This is a genomic window from Massilia aurea (assembly GCF_040790145.1).
GTDB lineage: Bacteria > Pseudomonadota > Gammaproteobacteria > Burkholderiales > Burkholderiaceae_D > Telluria > Telluria aurea_C.
Genome location: NZ_JBFMMP010000006.1, coordinates 83,975 through 100,089 on the forward strand (window position 1 = coordinate 83,975; position 16,115 = coordinate 100,089).

General features: G+C 64.3%; 14 protein-coding genes. 11 read left to right on the forward strand and 3 right to left on the reverse strand.

Annotation, left to right across the window (positions count from 1 at the left end; genetic code table 11):
* Positions 1 to 7 precede the first annotated feature (7 nt).
* The 5 genes from AB2N08_RS11230 (at position 8) to AB2N08_RS11250 (ending at position 6,824) form a co-directional block, all read left to right on the forward strand.
* Positions 8 to 1,090 carry a ligase-associated DNA damage response exonuclease gene (locus tag AB2N08_RS11230; protein WP_367610731.1) on the forward strand — a complete coding sequence of 361 codons (1,083 nt, stop codon included), beginning with the start codon at positions 8 to 10 and terminating at the stop codon, positions 1,088 to 1,090.
* Positions 1,083 to 2,717 (forward strand): ATP-dependent DNA ligase, encoded by a 1,635-nt coding sequence (locus AB2N08_RS11235; protein WP_367610732.1) that lies wholly within the window; start codon positions 1,083 to 1,085, stop codon positions 2,715 to 2,717. Before AB2N08_RS11230 ends, AB2N08_RS11235 begins: the two co-directional genes overlap by 8 nt.
* Positions 2,714 to 5,173 carry a ligase-associated DNA damage response DEXH box helicase gene (locus AB2N08_RS11240; protein WP_367610733.1) on the forward strand — a complete coding sequence of 820 codons (2,460 nt, stop codon included), beginning with the start codon at positions 2,714 to 2,716 and terminating at the stop codon, positions 5,171 to 5,173. Before AB2N08_RS11235 ends, AB2N08_RS11240 begins: the two co-directional genes overlap by 4 nt.
* Positions 5,170 to 5,820 (forward strand): ligase-associated DNA damage response endonuclease PdeM, encoded by a 651-nt coding sequence (gene pdeM, locus AB2N08_RS11245; protein ID WP_367610734.1) that lies wholly within the window; start codon positions 5,170 to 5,172, stop codon positions 5,818 to 5,820. The genes AB2N08_RS11240 and pdeM overlap by 4 nt, the downstream gene beginning before the upstream one ends.
* A gap of 242 nt (positions 5,821 to 6,062) precedes the next feature.
* Entirely contained in the window at positions 6,063 to 6,824 is a 762-nt protein-coding gene (locus AB2N08_RS11250) for a hypothetical protein (RefSeq protein WP_367610735.1), read from the forward strand.
* Between the two features lie 65 nt (positions 6,825 to 6,889).
* Here AB2N08_RS11250 and AB2N08_RS11255 read toward each other — a convergent pair whose 3' ends face one another.
* From AB2N08_RS11255 to AB2N08_RS11265, 3 genes are all read right to left on the reverse strand, one after another.
* The gene (locus AB2N08_RS11255; protein WP_367610906.1) at positions 6,890 to 7,684 is read right to left on the reverse strand and encodes a Crp/Fnr family transcriptional regulator; all 795 of its coding nucleotides are present in this window, start codon (positions 7,682 to 7,684) and stop codon (positions 6,890 to 6,892) included.
* 423 nt (positions 7,685 to 8,107) lie between these two features.
* Positions 8,108 to 8,752, reverse strand: a complete 645-nt coding sequence (locus AB2N08_RS11260; protein ID WP_367610736.1) for a response regulator — start codon at positions 8,750 to 8,752, stop codon at positions 8,108 to 8,110.
* 143 nt (positions 8,753 to 8,895) lie between these two features.
* A complete protein-coding gene (locus AB2N08_RS11265) occupies positions 8,896 to 9,360 on the reverse strand; it encodes a universal stress protein (protein WP_367610737.1) in 465 nt (154 codons plus the stop codon).
* 384 nt (positions 9,361 to 9,744) lie between these two features.
* Here AB2N08_RS11265 and AB2N08_RS11270 point away from each other — a divergent pair, with 384 nt between their 5' ends.
* The 6 genes from AB2N08_RS11270 (at position 9,745) to leuB (ending at position 16,101) form a co-directional block, all read left to right on the forward strand.
* Entirely contained in the window at positions 9,745 to 10,623 is an 879-nt protein-coding gene (locus tag AB2N08_RS11270; protein WP_367610738.1) for a protein phosphatase CheZ, read from the forward strand.
* Positions 10,623 to 12,506, forward strand: a complete 1,884-nt coding sequence (locus tag AB2N08_RS11275) for a chemotaxis protein CheA (protein WP_367610739.1) — start codon at positions 10,623 to 10,625, stop codon at positions 12,504 to 12,506. The genes AB2N08_RS11270 and AB2N08_RS11275 overlap by 1 nt, the downstream gene beginning before the upstream one ends.
* Positions 12,507 to 12,776: 270 nt before the next feature.
* Positions 12,777 to 14,177: a 3-isopropylmalate dehydratase large subunit gene (leuC, locus tag AB2N08_RS11280; protein ID WP_367610740.1), complete on the forward strand. Its 1,401-nt coding sequence runs from the start codon at positions 12,777 to 12,779 to the stop codon at positions 14,175 to 14,177.
* Positions 14,178 to 14,218: 41 nt separating this feature from the next.
* Positions 14,219 to 14,341, forward strand: a complete 123-nt coding sequence (locus AB2N08_RS11285; RefSeq protein ID WP_367610741.1) for an entericidin A/B family lipoprotein — start codon at positions 14,219 to 14,221, stop codon at positions 14,339 to 14,341.
* Between the two features lie 14 nt (positions 14,342 to 14,355).
* The gene (leuD, locus tag AB2N08_RS11290) at positions 14,356 to 15,003 is read left to right on the forward strand and encodes a 3-isopropylmalate dehydratase small subunit (RefSeq protein WP_367610742.1); all 648 of its coding nucleotides are present in this window, start codon (positions 14,356 to 14,358) and stop codon (positions 15,001 to 15,003) included.
* A 27-nt stretch (positions 15,004 to 15,030) separates the two neighbouring features.
* Positions 15,031 to 16,101: a 3-isopropylmalate dehydrogenase gene (gene leuB, locus AB2N08_RS11295; protein WP_367610743.1), complete on the forward strand. Its 1,071-nt coding sequence runs from the start codon at positions 15,031 to 15,033 to the stop codon at positions 16,099 to 16,101.
* Positions 16,102 to 16,115 lie beyond the last annotated feature (14 nt).

Below are 16,115 nucleotides of genomic sequence, written 5' to 3' on the forward strand. Positions count from 1 at the left end.
CTTGGATATGGGAGACATGGTTGTCGTTCGCAAGGAAGGCCTGTATTGCGTGCCGGGTGATTTCTATATCGATCCCTGGCGTCCTGTGCCGCGCGCCGTGATCACGCACGCGCACGGCGACCATGCGCGCGTGGGCCACGGCCACTACCTGGCCGCGGCGCCCGGTATAGGCGTGCTGAAATCGCGCCTGGGCGACATCAATGTCGACGCCCTGGAGTACGGCGCGAGCGTCACGCACAACGACGTGAAAATCTCGCTGCATCCGGCCGGGCATGTGCTTGGCTCGGCCCAGGTGCGGATGGAATGCGGTGGCGAAGTCTGGGTGGCATCGGGCGACTACAAGGTCGAACCGGATAAAACTTGCGCGCCGTTCGAGCCGGTACGGTGCGACACCTTCATCACCGAATCCACGTTCGGCCTGCCGATCTACCGCTGGCAGCCCGAGGCCGAGCTGATGGCCGAGATCAACGCCTGGTGGCGCAAGAATGCCGACGAGGGCCGGGCAAGCGTGGTCTTCGCGTACTCGTTCGGCAAGGCGCAGCGCATCCTGGCCGGGCTCGATGCGAGCATCGGCACGATCGTCTGCCACGGTTCGGTCGAACCGCTCAATCGCGCGTATCGCGCCGAGGGCGTCGATATTCCGCCGACCGTGCTGGTGAGCGAGATCGACAAGGCGCTGCTGCGCCGCGCGATGGTGATCGCGCCGCCATCTGCCAGCGGCTCGACCTGGATGAAGCGCTTCGGCGACTACAGCGATTCTTTCGCCAGCGGCTGGATGCTGCTGCGCGGCGCCCGGCGCCGGCGCGGCGTGGATCGCGGCTTCGTGCTGTCCGATCACGCCGACTGGCCCGGGCTGATGAGCGCCATCAAGGCCACCGAGGCCGAGCGCGTGATCGTCACGCACGGCTCGATTCCCACGCTCGTGCGCTGGCTGAACCAGAACGGGCTCGATGCGTCGGGCTTCGAGACGGAATACGGCGCCGAGGAAGAGGGCGAGGTGGTGCCTGATGCGGCGCCTGATGCTGCGCCCGCTGCTGCGGCCAAGGAGTCGGCCGCCGCCGAGACCACGGCGGGAGCGGCCGATGCGTGAATTTGCCCGCCTGTACGCCGACCTCGACGAGACCACGTCGACCACCCGCAAGCTCGATGCCTTGATGGCGTACTTCGCCAGCGCCGCGCCCGAGAATGCGGCGTGGGCCGTGTATTTTCTCGCCGGCGGCAAGCCGCGCCAGGCGGTGCCGACCAAAATGCTGCGCCAGTTCGCCATCGAGTACGCGGCGCTCGACGAGTGGCTGTTCGACGAGTCGTACGCCGCGGTGGGCGACTTTGCCGAGACCATCGCGCACATTCTGCCACCGCCCACCGAACGGTCCGACGTCGGCCTGGCCGAATGGATGGAAGAGCGCATCGGGCCGTTGCGCGGCGCCGATCCGGGCCGCATCCGTGAGGCGCTGTTCGGCTACTGGAACGAACTCGATTGGCGCGAGCGCTTCCTGCTCGTCAAACTGATTGGCGGCGGCTTTCGCGTCGGCGTCTCGCGCCTGCTCGTTACGCGCGCACTCGCGGCGATTGCGGCGGTGGACAACAAGCTCATTGCACAGCGCCTGATGGGCTGGACCGACGGGCGCGTGAAGCCTACCGCGGCGGGCTTCCTGCAACTGATCGCCGAGCAGTCCGCCGAAGAACACAAGCTGCGCGGCGGGCAGCCGTATCCGTTTTTCCTGTCGCATCAACTGGCGGCAGAACCGGCGACGCTGGGCGAGCCGGCCGACTGGATCGTCGAGTGGAAGTACGATGGCATCCGCGCCCAACTGGTGCGGCGCGATGGCCAGAGTTTTCTGTGGTCGCGCGGTGAAGACCTGATCACCGAGCGCTTTCCCGAACTCGCCGCCGCGCGCTTGCCGGACGGGATGGTGCTCGACGGCGAAGTGCTGATCTGGCAGCCCGATTCGCCAGTGCCGTCGGCCTTCGCCGACCTGCAAAAGCGCATCGGCCGCAAGACCATATCAAGCAAGCTGCTGGCCGAATTGCCGGCGGTGCTGTGCTGCTACGACCTGCTCGAACTCGATGGCGTCGACCTGCGCGCCTTGCCGCAGCACGAGCGCCGCGCGCTGCTCGAGGTCGAAGTGGCGAAACTCGACCAGCGCCAGTTGCGCCTCTCGCCAGTGGTCGAAGCGGCCAGTTGGGAAGCGCTGGCCGAGCTGCGCGCCGGCTCGCGTGCACGCAGCGTCGAGGGCATGATGCTCAAGGCGCGCACGGCGCAGTATGGCGTCGGGCGCACGAAGGATGTCGGCACCTGGTGGAAGTGGAAAATCGATCCGTACGCCATCGACGCCGTGCTGCTGTACGCGCAGCCGGGCAGCGGCCGGCGCGCGTCGCTGTACACCGACTACACGTTCGCCGTGTGGGACGGGGCGGGGGACGAGCGCAAGCTCGTGCCGTTCGCGAAAGCGTATTCGGGCCTGACCGATGCCGAGATCGCGCAGGTCGACAATGTCATCCGGCGCACGACCATTGAAAAATTCGGGCCGGTGCGTTCGGTGAAGCCGACGATGGTGTTCGAGATCGGCTTCGAGGGCATCGCGCTCTCGCCGCGCCACAAGGCCGGCATCGCGGTGCGCTTTCCGCGCATCCTGCGGCGGCGCAGCGACAAACCGGTCGATGAAGCCGACACGCTCGACACCCTGAAGGGTTTGCTGGAGGCGGCAACGGCATGAGTCGCAACGAAGTCAAGGACAGGGTCGACGCATGGTTCGCCGGGCGTGGGTGGACGGTGTTCCCGTTCCAGCGCAATGTGTGGAAGGCGGCGCTCAAGGGCGAATCGGGTCTGCTGCATGCCAATACCGGCGCCGGCAAGACATTCGCCGTCTGGTTCGCGGCGCTGCAACGCGCGGGGCTCGCATCCGGACGCAACAAGGCGGGCCTGCGTGTCCTGTGGATCACGCCCATGCGCGCATTGGCCGCCGACACGCAGCGCGCGCTGGAAGAATCGGCAGCCGAGTTGATGCCCGAGTGGCGCATTGGCGCGCGCACGGGCGACACGAAAGCGAGCGAGCGTGCACGCCAGACGCGCAGCATGCCGGCCACGCTGGTGACGACGCCCGAGAGCCTGACGCTCATGATCAGCAATGCGGCGGCGCTCGAGCAGTTTCGCAACCTCGACATGATCATCGTCGACGAATGGCATGAACTGATGGGCAGCAAGCGCGGCGTGCAGGTGCAACTGGCGCTGGCGCGGCTGCGGCGCTGGCGCCCGGAGTTACTCGTGTGGGGCGTGTCGGCGACGATGGGCAACCTCGATCTGGCACGCCAGGTGCTGCTTGGTTCGGACGCGGGCGTGCTGGTCGAAGGCGACACGCGCAAGAAGATCGTCGTCGACTGCCTGATCCCCGCCAATGTCTCGCGCTTTCCGTGGGGCGGGCATCTTGGCTTGCAGATGCTGCAGCCGGTGATCGACGAGATCGAGAAGCACGAGGCGACGCTGGTGTTTACCAATACGCGTTCGCAGTCCGAGATCTGGTACCAGAACATCCTCGAGGCCCGCCCGGACTGGGCTGGCGTGATCGCACTGCATCACGGCTCGCTTGATCGCGAAGTGCGCGAGTGGGTGGAACTCGGCCTGAAGAGCGGCATCCTGAAAGCCGTCATCTGCACGGCGAGTCTCGACCTGGGCGTGGATTTTCTGCCGGTCGAGCGCGTGCTGCAGATCGGCAGCGCCAAGGGCGTGGCGCGCCTGCTGCAGCGCGCCGGTCGCAGCGGCCATGCGCCGGGACGCGTCTCGCGCGTGACGCTGGTGCCGACCAACAGCCTCGAATTGCTGGAAGCGGCCGGCGCGCGCAAGGCGGTGGCGGCGCGCCGCATCGAAGGGCGCTACGTGCCGAACAAGCCGTTCGATGTGCTGGTCCAGCACATCGTGACGGTGGCGCTGGGCGGCGGCTTTCGCGCCGAAGAACTGTATGAAGAAGTGCGCCAGGCCTGGTCGTATCGGCACCTGACGCCTGACGAATGGCAGTGGGCACTCGACTTTGTCGCGCGCGGCGGCCAGAGCCTGACCGTGTATCCCGAATACCGGCGCGTGCTGCCGGACGACGAGGGCGTGTATCGCGTACCGGACGCCGCCATCGGCCGCCGGCATCGCATGGGCATCGGCACCATCATGTCGGATGCGACGATCCAGGTGAAGTACATGTCCGGTGGCCGCATCGGCAGCGTGGAAGAATCCTTCATCTCGCGCCTGAAACCGGGCGACCGTTTCCTGTTCGGCGGGCGCATCCTCGAATTCGTGCGCGTGCATGAACTCACTGCGTTCGTGCGGCGCGCCACCGGCACGCGCGGCGCCATCGCGCGCTGGCAGGGCGCCAAGATGCCGATGTCGAACGAGCTGGCGCACGCCGCGCTCGAAGAGCTGCGGCTGGCCGATCAGGGCGTGTTCGATGGTCCGGAGATGCGCGCCATTGCACCGCTGATCGAGATCCAGCAGCGCTGGTCGGCGCTGCCGACAAGTGAAACGCTGGTGCTCGAATCGATGAAGAGCCGCGAAGGCTATCACCTGTTCGTGTACCCGTTCGCGGGGCGCTCGGTGCACATGGGGCTGGCCTCGCTGATGGCGTTTCGTGTCGGCCGCCTCCAGCCGATCACGTTTTCCATCGCGATCAATGACTACGGCTTCGAACTGATGGCGCCCGAGCCGGTGGACTGGGCGCAGATGTTTGCCGCGCCCATGGGTTCTGGCGTGTCGCTATTCGATACCGAGCGGCTGCTGGAAGACGTCATCGACAGCCTGAACGCGACGCAGTTGTCGCAGCAGCGCTTCCGCGAAGTGGCGCGCATCGCGGGGCTGGTGTTCCAGGGTTATCCGGGCCAGCCGAAATCGAACCGGCAGTTGCAGGCCTCGTCTTCGCTGTTCTTCGAGGTGTTTCGCAAGCATGACGCCGGCAACCTGCTGCTCACGCAAGCCGAGCGCGAAGTGATGGAGCAGGAGCTGGAACTGACGCGCTTGCGCGACACGCTGACTGAATTGCATGCGCGCCACGTGGCCTATCGCGAGGTCAAGCGCGCCACGCCGTTCGGCTTCGCGCTGATGGTCGAGCGCTTTCGCGAAAAGGTCAGCACCGAGAAGCTGAGCGATCGCGTCGCGCGCATGGTGCGTGAACTCGAGAAGGCGGCGGCATGACGCGCGCAACGGTCCAAGTGGCCGGCGAGACGCTGTGGCTGCTGCCCGAGAAGGCCGTGTTCTGGCCGGCCGAGCGCATGCTGATCGTCGCCGATATCCACTTCGGCAAGGCGGCGGCGTTTCGCGCGCTGGGCGTGCCGGTGCCGCGCGGGACCACGTCGGAAAACCTTGCGGGCCTGGATGCGCTGGTGGCACAGCACGACGCACGCCAGGTCGTCTTTCTCGGCGACTTTCTGCATGCGCGCGCGGCCCATGCCAGCTCGACCCAGCTGGCGATGCTGGCCTGGCGCAGGCGCCATCCCGACCTGGCCTTGACGCTCGTGCGCGGCAACCACGACCTGCATGCCGGCGACCCGGCTGCGGCGCTGGAGATGGAACTGGTCGACGAGCCGCATGCGATCGGGCCGTTCGCGTTTTGCCACCATCCGGGCGTCGATGCACCTGGCTACGGCCTGGCCGGCCACGTGCATCCGGTGTACGTGCTGGCCACGCGCTTCGACGCGCTGCGCCTGCCTTGCTTTGTCGTGGGCACGCAAGGCCTGATCCTGCCGTCGTTCGGCTCGTTCACGGGTGGCCATCCGGTCAAGCCCGGGCCGGGCGACCATATCTATGTGACGTCGGGCGATATGGTGCACGGCGTGTTGTAGTGTCCCGAATCAGAGATTCGTTGAATCAATACGGCGAGCGTCTGCCTGATACTGCGTCGCAAATGCGCGCAAGGCCCCGGCCTTGCTGTGCTTTGCTCCTTGTCTCAGGCCGACTTCGCCACATTGATTACTCAACGAATTTCCGATTCAGGACACTAGTAGCTCGGTACGTCAGCGTACCGACCCGAAGTTGCCGCAGGCGTAAGGTCGAGCCTGACGCAGCCAATGCCAGGAGAGTACCAATGAAACTACGCCTCATGATCTGCACCATCGCCGCCATGGCGCCAGCCGCGGTGTTGTCGACCGCCAGCGGGATGGCCCAGGCGCAGCCCGCGCCCCAGACCGCACCACAGTCCCGCACCGCCACGCCCGTCATCAATGGATTCACGGTCGAAGAAGTGGCGCGGCTCGACCAGGGCGTGCGACTGCAGTTCGACCTGTACGGCACGCCGGGTGGCAACGCCACGCTCAATCTCGATGGTGCGAACCGCGCGCTGCACCTGACCGAAGTGGAACCGGGCCAGTACACGGGCCATTACGTGATCGGCAACCGTGATCGCTTGAAACCCGATAGCCGCGTCAGCGCCGAACTGCGCCTGGGTAACGAGGTCGCCACGAGCGTGCTGCGCGAACCGCTCGTGCGCAGCGACGTGGCGCAGCCCGTGGAAACCACGCGCCAGTTGACGACGAAAGACCCCCGCATCGCCGCCGCCGCGCCCGGCGCATCGCCACCACCGGCCCCGCGCGCAACCGAGCGGCCGCGCGTGGCGCGCTATTGCACCAGCTGCGGCATCATCGAGAAAGTGGAAACGGTGCAGGGCGCCTTGCCCAATCCGCGGCCATTGGCGAGCGACGCCGCAGCACGCCAGTATTACCGCGTGACGGTGCGCCTGAATACAACAGACACCACCCAGGTGCTGGAGTTCGCCAATAATCCCGGCTACCGGACGGGCGACCGCGTGCGCGTCAACGATGGCGTGCTGTCGCTCGACAAGCAAGAATAGCTGCGGCAGCACCAAAGAAAACGCCCGCCTGTGAGGGCGGGCGTTGGTCGTGGAGCACAGCGGTTTCAGGCCGTGGCCAGCACCTGGTCGTCGCCCGGTTGATCGAGCTCGGCCTTTTGCTTGGCGCTCGCCTTGATGCGCGAACGCGATGGCGGCAGGCGGCGCAGCGTCTTGAGCGACTCGGCGTCCTTGATGCCGATGGTGCGCTGGTCGACGGTGATCATGCCGATTTCGTTGAAGGCCGACAGCGTGCGGCTGACGGTTTCCAGCGTAAGGCCGAGGTAGCTGCCGATCTCGTGGCGGGTCATGCGCAGGTTGAACAGCTTGCTCGAGTAGCCCATCGCGGCGAATCGGTCGGCCAGCGAGACGAGGAAACGCGCCACGCGGGCCTCGGCCGAGAGCGCGCCGAGCATGCCGATCATGGTTTGTTCACGCACCAGTTCGCGGCTCATGACGCCGTACATCATGTTCTCGAGTTCGTTGTGCACGCGGCCCAGCGCCGTCAGCTTCTTGAACGGCAGCAGGATCAGGTCGCAGTCGGACAGGGCCACGGCCTCGGATGCATAGTGGCGCGTGTGGATGCCGTCGACGCCGAGCATGTCGCCCTTCATCGGGAAGCTGAGCACCTGCTCGTTGCCGAACTCGTCGATCAGCACGGTCTTGAGGAAGCCCGAGTTGACGATGTACAGGGTGTCGAAGGCCTGGCCGATCGTGTGGACGCGCTGGCCGGTCTTGAACTGGACGTGCTGGAACAACAATTCTTCGGAGCTTACCGAGACACTGGCGGGGATGCGCAGCAGGTCGCAGACTTCCTTGAGGTTGGACCAAAGTCGTCCCTGGCGCTGGCGACCGGCCTCCATCGGGGAATGCAGGGTCGGCTGGTTGGCGTTGCGTGGTTCTGACGGTGGCTGAGACTGCATGCTCTTCTCCGGTAAGGAACTCAGGGTTTCGGGCGACCCCGGCGGCACTGCGGATGGTGTCGCGCATCTGCCGTGCCATTGATTGGTAGCGGCTGACGCCGTGACTTGGATCGCGAGCAAGTCAAATCGGTGAATTCAGTATGCCAACACGAGCCCGGCACGACTATCAGCGTTGCCTGAATATGTAGGTAGGACAGATGGTGGGGTTGTAGGAAAATTCCTACTGGCAAGGGGTGTTGCCCGAATGGCGGAGGGGGGAAACAGGAAGGTCAGAACATTGTTCTTGAACAAACGAGTTCATCTGTGCTTTGTTGCGAGACAGTGCACGGATACGACATTATGTGGTCAAAAAATAATCCTTGTCTACGCTTTCATTGGGGAGAGCAAGCGATGCGCCACGGCGTATTGCACCATTTCCGAGAGCGAACTCATCCCCATTTTCTGCATGATGCGGGTCTTGTGGGTGCTGACGGTCTTCACCGAAAGATGCAGTCCGTTGGCGATCTCGGTGATCGTTTTCCCACTCACCAGATGGGAAAATACCTCAAATTCCCGGTCGGATAACTGCTTGTGAAGCATTTGCTCACTAGGGGCCATAATATTCAGGGCCAATTGCTCTGCGACCTCGGTACTGATATAGGGGCGGCCCGAGGCGACCTTGCGGATGGCGCCAACAAGCTGCGTGCCGGCGCTTTCCTTGGTGAGATAGCCCTGGGCGCCAGCCCGGATTGCGCGCACCGCGTACTGTTCTTCTTCGTGCATCGTCAGAATGAGAATGGCGAGTTTGGGCGCTTCACTGCGCACCTGGCGGATCAGGTCGACACCGCTGCGCCCGGGCATGGACAGGTCGAGCAGCAACAGGTCGAAGCCGCCCTGGCGCACCAGGGCAAGCACCTCGAAGCCATTGGTTGCTTCGCCGACAATGTCAACCTCTTCAGCGCCGTCAAGGATACGTTTGAGGCCTTCGCGCATGATCGTGTGATCATCGGCTATTACAATTCTGACCATTTCGATTCCTCACACATTAAGAGGTTTCCTACCCCGAAAAACCTTGTTCAATTAGACACGTTTTGTCGAGACGGTTCCTACTATCAGTACTGCGGGGTGCTGGACGTTGCCCATAAGCGACGCACACATCGTTTTTGCTCGATCTAGACTACGGGTTCGACGATCAGGCGGTGCACCAGTACCGGCTTGGTCGTGTGCGACAACACTTTGTTCGTGACGCTGCCGAGTAATAACTGGTTCCAGCCAGAGCGGCCGTGCGAGCCCATGAAGATCAGGTCGCAGCCTTCCTCTTCGGCGACGGCGACGATCTTGAGCGCCGGCGAGTCGGAGAAGGTTGTCATGCACCGGTGCGCCAGATTGGCGGTGGCGCACGAGCGCGTGATCTTGCTCATGTATTCCTCACCCATGCGATGCATTTGCGCCACGTATTCTTCTTCGCTGGGATAGGAAGGCGGGATGATTTCGACATACACTGGATACTGGTAGTCGGGTGCGACGAACAGGGCCAGCACTTCGGCGCCCAACTGCTGAGCGAACTTGACGCCCGCGCAAGCCGTGTGCTGAGAGACGGCGGACCCGTCGGTAGTAACCAGAATTTTTCTATACATGATGATACTCCTCAGGTCATCCCCATTCTGACAACAGTATGCCGAATGGCGCATGTTGAAAACGCAAAGTGTTGAGTTCGCTCAAACGTCATGTGACCGTCCGGATGCGACACTTTCTCATGGAAAACAACGGCGAGATCACAAAATACAACACCAATCATATGTAAACGATCAGGAATTACACGTTTTAATTGTCGCGGTACTAAGTTTCCAAGCCCATTTTGTTGCATTGCCCTCTCTGAGATTTACCTACGGCAACCACGCTGCTACACTCGCAGGCAACACCAGTCCCATTGATGGACCCGGAAACGGCCGCCCGATGGACGCAGCACCCCCAGTATTGCAGAGCTGATTGCGAATTTATATTATGGAGAAGCAGGGATTATGACCAACGCCGCTGACGATTTCGACGCACTATTCGAGGAAGTGGCGGCGCAGCGCACCAGCGCTGCGCCAAGTCCTGCTGCCCCCGCGCCTGCTCCGGCAGCCGCCGCCAGCAATGACGAAGACGACCTCGACTCGCTGTTCGACCAGGTGTCGGCCAGCGCCGCATCGGCTGCCCCGGCGGCTGCACCTGCAGCTGCACCGACGGCTGCACCTGCCGCCGCCGCCGCGCCTGCCGCCCACGCTGCATCTGCCAGCGACGATGGCAGCGAAAATGGCGGCATGTTCGAGCGCCTCGGCGGCATCGTGCGCCTGCTGCACGATTCGCTGCGAGAGCTGGGCTACGACAAGGCGCTCAACGAAGCCTCGTCGCAGATCGTCGATGCGCAAGACCGCCTCGAATACGTCGCCACCCTGACCGAACAGGCCGCCAACAAGGTCCTGAACACCCTCGACGAAGGCATGCCGGCCCAGGATCTGCTGTCGAAGCAGTCCAAGGACATGGAACTGCGCTGGGCCGACCTGTTTGACGGCAAGCTGAGCCTGGACGAATTCAAGGCGCTGGCCGGCGATTCGCGCCAGTTCGCCACCAGCGTGACGGCGGCCACCGAGGCCGAAAAAGCCCGCCTGCTCGAAATCATGATGGCGCAAGACTTCCAGGACATCACGGGTCAGCTGATCAAGAAAGTGGTCAAGATCACGCAGACGGTCGAGGGCGAGCTGGCCCAGCTGCTGCGCGACAATGCGCCGCCGGACGTGAAGGAAAAGCTGGCGCAGAAGCAGGCCGCACCCGAACCGCTGATGCAAGGGCCTTCGGTGCCGGATGCGGCGCTGAACCAGGACAACGTTGACGATCTTCTTGCCGATCTGGGATTCTAATGGACGATATGCTGAAGGATTTCGTCGTCGAGGCGATGGATCTGGCGGTAAACGTAGAAGAGCACCTGCTGCGCCTCGAACGCGATCCTGACAACAAGGAAACCCTGAACGCGGTGTTCCGGTCGTTCCACACGATCAAGGGCGGCGCTGGCTTCATGGGCCTGCCCGCACTGGTCGCGGCCTGCCACCTGACCGAAAACCTGTTCGATGCGCTGCGCACAGGCGCCGCGCCGGTCACGCCGATCGCGATCGAAGCGGCGCTGCAGGCGTCGGGCTTCGTGGCCGATCAACTGGGTGACCTGAACAACGGCACGCCACCGGAAGGCCTGGCGCAGATGCCGGCCGACCTCGAGCGCATCCTGATGGATGCGATCGAAGGCAAGGGCAACAGCGCGCCAGCGCCAGTTGCAGCGCCCGTCGCGGCCGCGCCAGTGGCGCCAGCCGTGGCCGCAGCGGCGCCCGCCGCCGGCAACGATGGCCTGGACTGGATCGGCATGTACAACGCCGTGGTCCCGGCTGCAAACGCCATTGCCGGCGCGCCGGCCGCATCCGCTGCCGCGCCAGTGGTCGCACACGCTGCACCCGCGCCGGTAGCAGAAAGCCCGGCAACGGCGGTCGCCACCCCGGCCGCAGCCGCCGGCAAAGGCTGGGATGGCACCGAGCGCCGCAACGAGGCCAAGCCGGTCGCCAGTGCACCGGCCAAGGATGAAAGCATCCGCATTGACGCGGTCAAGCTCGACGCGCTGCTCGAAGTGGCAGGCGAATCGGTGCAGGCCGCCAACCAGGCCGCCGTGCTGCTCGAGCGCCTGCAGCAATTCAAGTTCGAAGGCCAGGCCGCGACCCTGATCGCGACGCTGGCCGAAACGCTGGAACGGGCCTCGCGCTACTCGGCCGAACTGCAGCGCGCCACGCTGGCAACCCGCATGCAGCCGGTGGGCCGCCTGTTCCAGAAGTTCCCCCGCCTCGTGCGCGAGCTGGCGAAAGACCTGGGCAAGGACGTCGAACTGACCATCGAAGGCGCCGAAACCGAAGTCGACCGCGTCGTCGTGGACAGCCTGTACGATCCACTGGTGCACATGCTGCGCAACGCACTGGACCACGGTGTCGAATCGCCTGCCGACCGCGTCGCCAACGGCAAGCCGGCCAAGGCTTACATCCTGCTGAAAGCCTGGCAAGAAGCCAACAGCGTCATGATCGTGCTGCAGGATGACGGCAAGGGCATGGACCCGACCCGCCTGCGCAAGATCGCCATCAGCAAAGGCCTGATCGGCGAAAACGGCGCCCAGAGCGACGAAGACGCGTACCAGCTGGTGTTCCTGCCGGGCTTCTCGACCAAGGAAGTGGCTTCTTCGGTGTCGGGCCGTGGCGTGGGCATGGACGTGGTCAAGACCGCGGTCGAGAAGAACCGCGGCGCCATCCGCATCGAATCGCAAATGGGCAAGGGCACGCGCTTTGCGATTCGCCTGCCGATTGAACTGTCGATCGTGCCGACCATGCTGGTGTCGACCTCGGGCGCGCAACTGGCGCTGCCGATGGCCGTCGTCGAGCGCGTGGTCGAGCTGCCGGACGATTTCGCCTGCGTCGGCGGCGCCCCGGTCCTCAAGGACCAGGGCCGGCCACTGCCGGTGCGCTCGCTGGCGCTGGCGCTGGGCTACGAGGCCGGCTCCGAAAAAGTGGGCATCGTCATCAATGCACCGCAGCCATACATCCTGGCGATGGAAGCAGTGGATGGCACGGCCGACCTGGTGATCAAGCCGATGACCGCGCTGACGGTCGAAGGCATCACCGGCACGGCGCGCTCGGCCGAAGGCGAGCTGGTGCTGGTTGTGGGCCTGTCGTTCCTGATGGACGGCTGCCGCAGCAGCGTGCGCTTGGCGGCATAAGCCGCTGCAAGAACGAACGGCGGTGCGCTGTCCGGCAAAAGCGCAGAGAAAAGCCCGTGTCATTGACGCGGGCTTTTTTTATTTGCATATAGCAAAATACTTGCAAACATTATTTGCCACATGTTAATGTCATTGGCATAAACGTGCGTCGCCCCGGCATGGTGCGGCACTGCACAACTATGGCATAATCGAAAACCCGGTCGCCTGGAAACCTGTCCTGGCGGCCGCGCGCACTCCTGTGCGACCACATACCGCATCATTGGACTGACCATGCAAAAAACGCTCTACGACAAACTCTGGGATTCCCATGTCGTGCGTGCCGACGCCGATGGCACCACCGTCCTGTATATCGACCGGCACCTGGTACACGAAGTGACCAGCCCGCAAGCCTTTGACGGCTTGCGCGACGCTGGCCGTGGACTATGGCGTGTCTCGGCCAACCTGGCCGTGGCCGACCATAACGTGCCGACCACCGACCGCGCCCAGGGCATCCTCGATCCGACCTCGCGCCTGCAGGTCGAGACGCTCGACGCCAACACCAAGGCCTTCGGTCTCACGTACTTCAACATGAACGACAAGCGCCAGGGCATCGTGCACGTGATCGGGCCGGAGCAGGGCGCAACGCTGCCAGGCATGACGGTCGTCTGCGGCGACTCGCACACGTCGACCCACGGCGCCTTCGGCTGCCTGGCGCACGGCATCGGCACCTCGGAAGTCGAGCACGTGCTGGCCACGCAAACCCTGCTGGCCAAGAAGTCGAAATCGATGCTGGTCAAGGTCGAAGGCAGCCTGCGTCCGGGCGTGACCGCCAAGGACATCGTGCTGGCCGTGATCGGCCGCATCGGCACCGCCGGCGGCACCGGCTACGCCATCGAATTCGGTGGTTCGGCGATCCGCGCGCTGTCGATGGAAGGCCGCATGACGGTCTGTAATATGGCGATCGAAGCGGGCGCACGCGCCGGCATGGTGGCAGTCGACGACACCACGATCGCCTACGTCAAGGACCGCCCGCTGTCGCCCAAAGCCGACCAGTGGGAACAAGCCGTGGCCTACTGGCGCACGCTGCACACTGACGATGGCGCCACCTTCGACACCGTCGTCGAACTGGACGCGCAAGACATCCAGCCGCAGGTCACCTGGGGCACCTCGCCCGAGATGGTCATCGCGATCGATGGCCGCGTGCCCGATCCCCTCGATGAACTCGATCCGGTGCGCCGCGGCGCCATTGAAAAAGCGCTGGTCTACATGGACCTGACGGCGAACACGCCGATCGACGAAGTGGCGATCGACAAGGTGTTCATCGGTTCGTGCACCAATTCGCGCATCGAAGACTTGCGCGCGGCCGCCGACGTCGTGCGTGGCCGTCAGCGCGCGCCGAACGTGAAGCTGGCGATGGTCGTGCCGGGTTCCGGCCTGGTGAAGGAACAAGCCGAGCGCGAAGGCCTCGACCAGATCTTTTTGGCCGCCGGTTTTGAATGGCGCGAGCCGGGCTGCTCGATGTGCCTGGCGATGAACGCCGACCGGCTCGAGCCTGGCGAGCGCTGCGCGTCGACTTCGAACCGCAACTTCGAAGGCCGCCAGGGCCAGGGCGGCCGTACGCACCTGGTCTCGCCGGCGATGGCTGCCGCCGCGGGCATCGCGGGGCACTTTGTCGACGTACGCGCGCTCTGATGCGTCTAGGCGCATCGGCTATTTCTTCTAACCAGGACATCATGAAAAAAGCTCTCGCATTCTCTCTCGTGGCCATCCTGCTGGCCGGCTGCAACACCATCTCGGGCTTCGGCCGCGATGTCTCGAAAGTCGGCCAGGTCGTGACCGGCGCCGGCGGCAAATAGGATCGACCGACAAGATGGATAAATTCACCGTACACGAAGGCCTGGTGGCGCCGCTCGACCGCGCCAACGTCGATACCGACGCCATCATTCCGAAGCAGTTCCTCAAGTCGATCCGGCGCACCGGCTTCGGCCCGAACCTGTTCGACGAGTGGCGCTATCTCGACCACGGCGAGCCGGGCCAGGATTGCAGCGCGCGCCCCGTCAATCCGGACTTCGTGCTGAACAAGCCGGAATACGCCGGCGCTTCGATTCTGCTGACGCGCAAGAACTTTGGCTGTGGCTCGTCGCGCGAGCACGCGCCGTGGGCGCTGCAGCAGTTTGGTTTTCGCGCCGTCGTCGCGCCGAGCTTCGCCGACATCTTCTTCAACAACTGCTTCAAGATCGGCCTGCTGCCGATCGCGCTGACCGAGGACGACGTCGAAGTGCTGTTCCAGGCTGTTGAACGCCAGCCGGGTTTCCGGCTGACGATCGACCTCGAACAGCAGCGTATCGGCAGCCATGATGGCAGCCTGTCGTTCGGCTTTGCCATCGACGACTTCCGCAAGTACTGCCTGCTTAACGGCCTGGACGATATCGGCCTGACGCTGCGTCACGCGGACGAGATCCGCGCCTTCGAACAACGCCATATCGCGGCCCAGCCGTGGCTGGCCAACGCGATCTGATCGCGGCTCAGAACCAGAAAGACAAGCATGAAGATTGCGATCCTGCCGGGTGACGGCATCGGCCCGGAGATCACCGCCCAGGCGGTCAAGGTACTGAACGCGCTCGGCGAGCCGTTCGAGATGGAAACCGCGCAGGTCGGCGGCGCCGGCTACGCCGCGCACGGCCACCCGCTGCCCGATGGCACGCTCAAGCTGGCGAAAGAAGCCGACGCGGTGCTGTTCGGCGCCGTCGGCGACTACAAGTACGACACGCTCGAGCGCGCGCTGCGCCCCGAGCAGGCCATCCTGGGCCTGCGCCGCGAACTGGGCCTGTTCGCCAACCTGCGTCCGGCGATCCTGTATCCGGAACTGGCCGGCGCCTCGACCCTCAAGCCCGAAGTGGTATCGGGCCTGGATATCTTGATCATCCGCGAGCTCACTGGTGACATCTACTTCGGCAAGCCGCGCGGCGTGCGCGAATGCCCGGATGGCCCGTTCAAGGGCCAGCGCGAAGGCTTCGACACGATGCGCTATGCCGAAGGCGAAATCCGCCGCATCGCCCACGTGGCGTTCCAGGCCGCGCAAAAACGCGACAAGCGCGTGACCAGCGTCGACAAGGCCAACGTGCTCGAGACGGGCCAGTTCTGGCGCGACATCGTGACCGACGTCCACAAGGACTACGCCGATGTCGAACTCGATCACATGTACGTCGATAACGCGGCCATGCAATTGGTGCGCGCCCCGAAAAAATTCGATGTTCTCGTGACCGGCAATATGTTCGGCGATATCCTGTCGGACGCCGCCGCGATGCTGACCGGTTCGATCGGCATGCTGCCATCGGCCTCGCTCGACGCGAATAACAAGGGCCTGTACGAGCCGTCGCACGGTTCGGCGCCCGATATCGCAGGGCAGGGCGTGGCCAATCCGTTGGCCACCATCTTGTCGGCCGCGATGATGCTGCGCTTTACCTTTGGCCTGACCGAACAGGCGGATCGCATCGACAACGCCGTCAAGCGCGTGCTGGCCGATGGCCTGCGCACGCCGGACATTCACGAAGCAGGGTCCACGCGCGTGGGCACCGAAGAAATGGGCAACGCGGTGCTTGCGGCGCTCGGATAAAAGTTTTAATCACA

Coding starts and splice junctions, on each gene's coding strand:
- AB2N08_RS11260 (WP_367610736.1), bottom strand. CDS start 8,752: ATGGTCAGAATTGTAATAGCCGATGATCACACGATCATGCGCGAAGGC.
- leuD (WP_367610742.1), top strand. CDS start 14,356: ATGGATAAATTCACCGTACACGAAGGCCTGGTGGCGCCGCTCGACCGC.
- AB2N08_RS11230 (WP_367610731.1), top strand. CDS start 8: ATGGGAGACATGGTTGTCGTTCGCAAGGAAGGCCTGTATTGCGTGCCG.
- AB2N08_RS11275 (WP_367610739.1), top strand. CDS start 10,623: ATGGACGATATGCTGAAGGATTTCGTCGTCGAGGCGATGGATCTGGCG.
- AB2N08_RS11235 (WP_367610732.1), top strand. CDS start 1,083: ATGCGTGAATTTGCCCGCCTGTACGCCGACCTCGACGAGACCACGTCG.
- AB2N08_RS11270 (WP_367610738.1), top strand. CDS start 9,745: ATGACCAACGCCGCTGACGATTTCGACGCACTATTCGAGGAAGTGGCG.
- AB2N08_RS11250 (WP_367610735.1), top strand. CDS start 6,063: ATGAAACTACGCCTCATGATCTGCACCATCGCCGCCATGGCGCCAGCC.
- AB2N08_RS11240 (WP_367610733.1), top strand. CDS start 2,714: ATGAGTCGCAACGAAGTCAAGGACAGGGTCGACGCATGGTTCGCCGGG.
- AB2N08_RS11255 (WP_367610906.1), bottom strand. CDS start 7,684: ATGGAGGCCGGTCGCCAGCGCCAGGGACGACTTTGGTCCAACCTCAAG.
- AB2N08_RS11285 (WP_367610741.1), top strand. CDS start 14,219: ATGAAAAAAGCTCTCGCATTCTCTCTCGTGGCCATCCTGCTGGCCGGC.
- AB2N08_RS11265 (WP_367610737.1), bottom strand. CDS start 9,360: ATGTATAGAAAAATTCTGGTTACTACCGACGGGTCCGCCGTCTCTCAG.
- leuB (WP_367610743.1), top strand. CDS start 15,031: ATGAAGATTGCGATCCTGCCGGGTGACGGCATCGGCCCGGAGATCACC.
- pdeM (WP_367610734.1), top strand. CDS start 5,170: ATGACGCGCGCAACGGTCCAAGTGGCCGGCGAGACGCTGTGGCTGCTG.
- leuC (WP_367610740.1), top strand. CDS start 12,777: ATGCAAAAAACGCTCTACGACAAACTCTGGGATTCCCATGTCGTGCGT.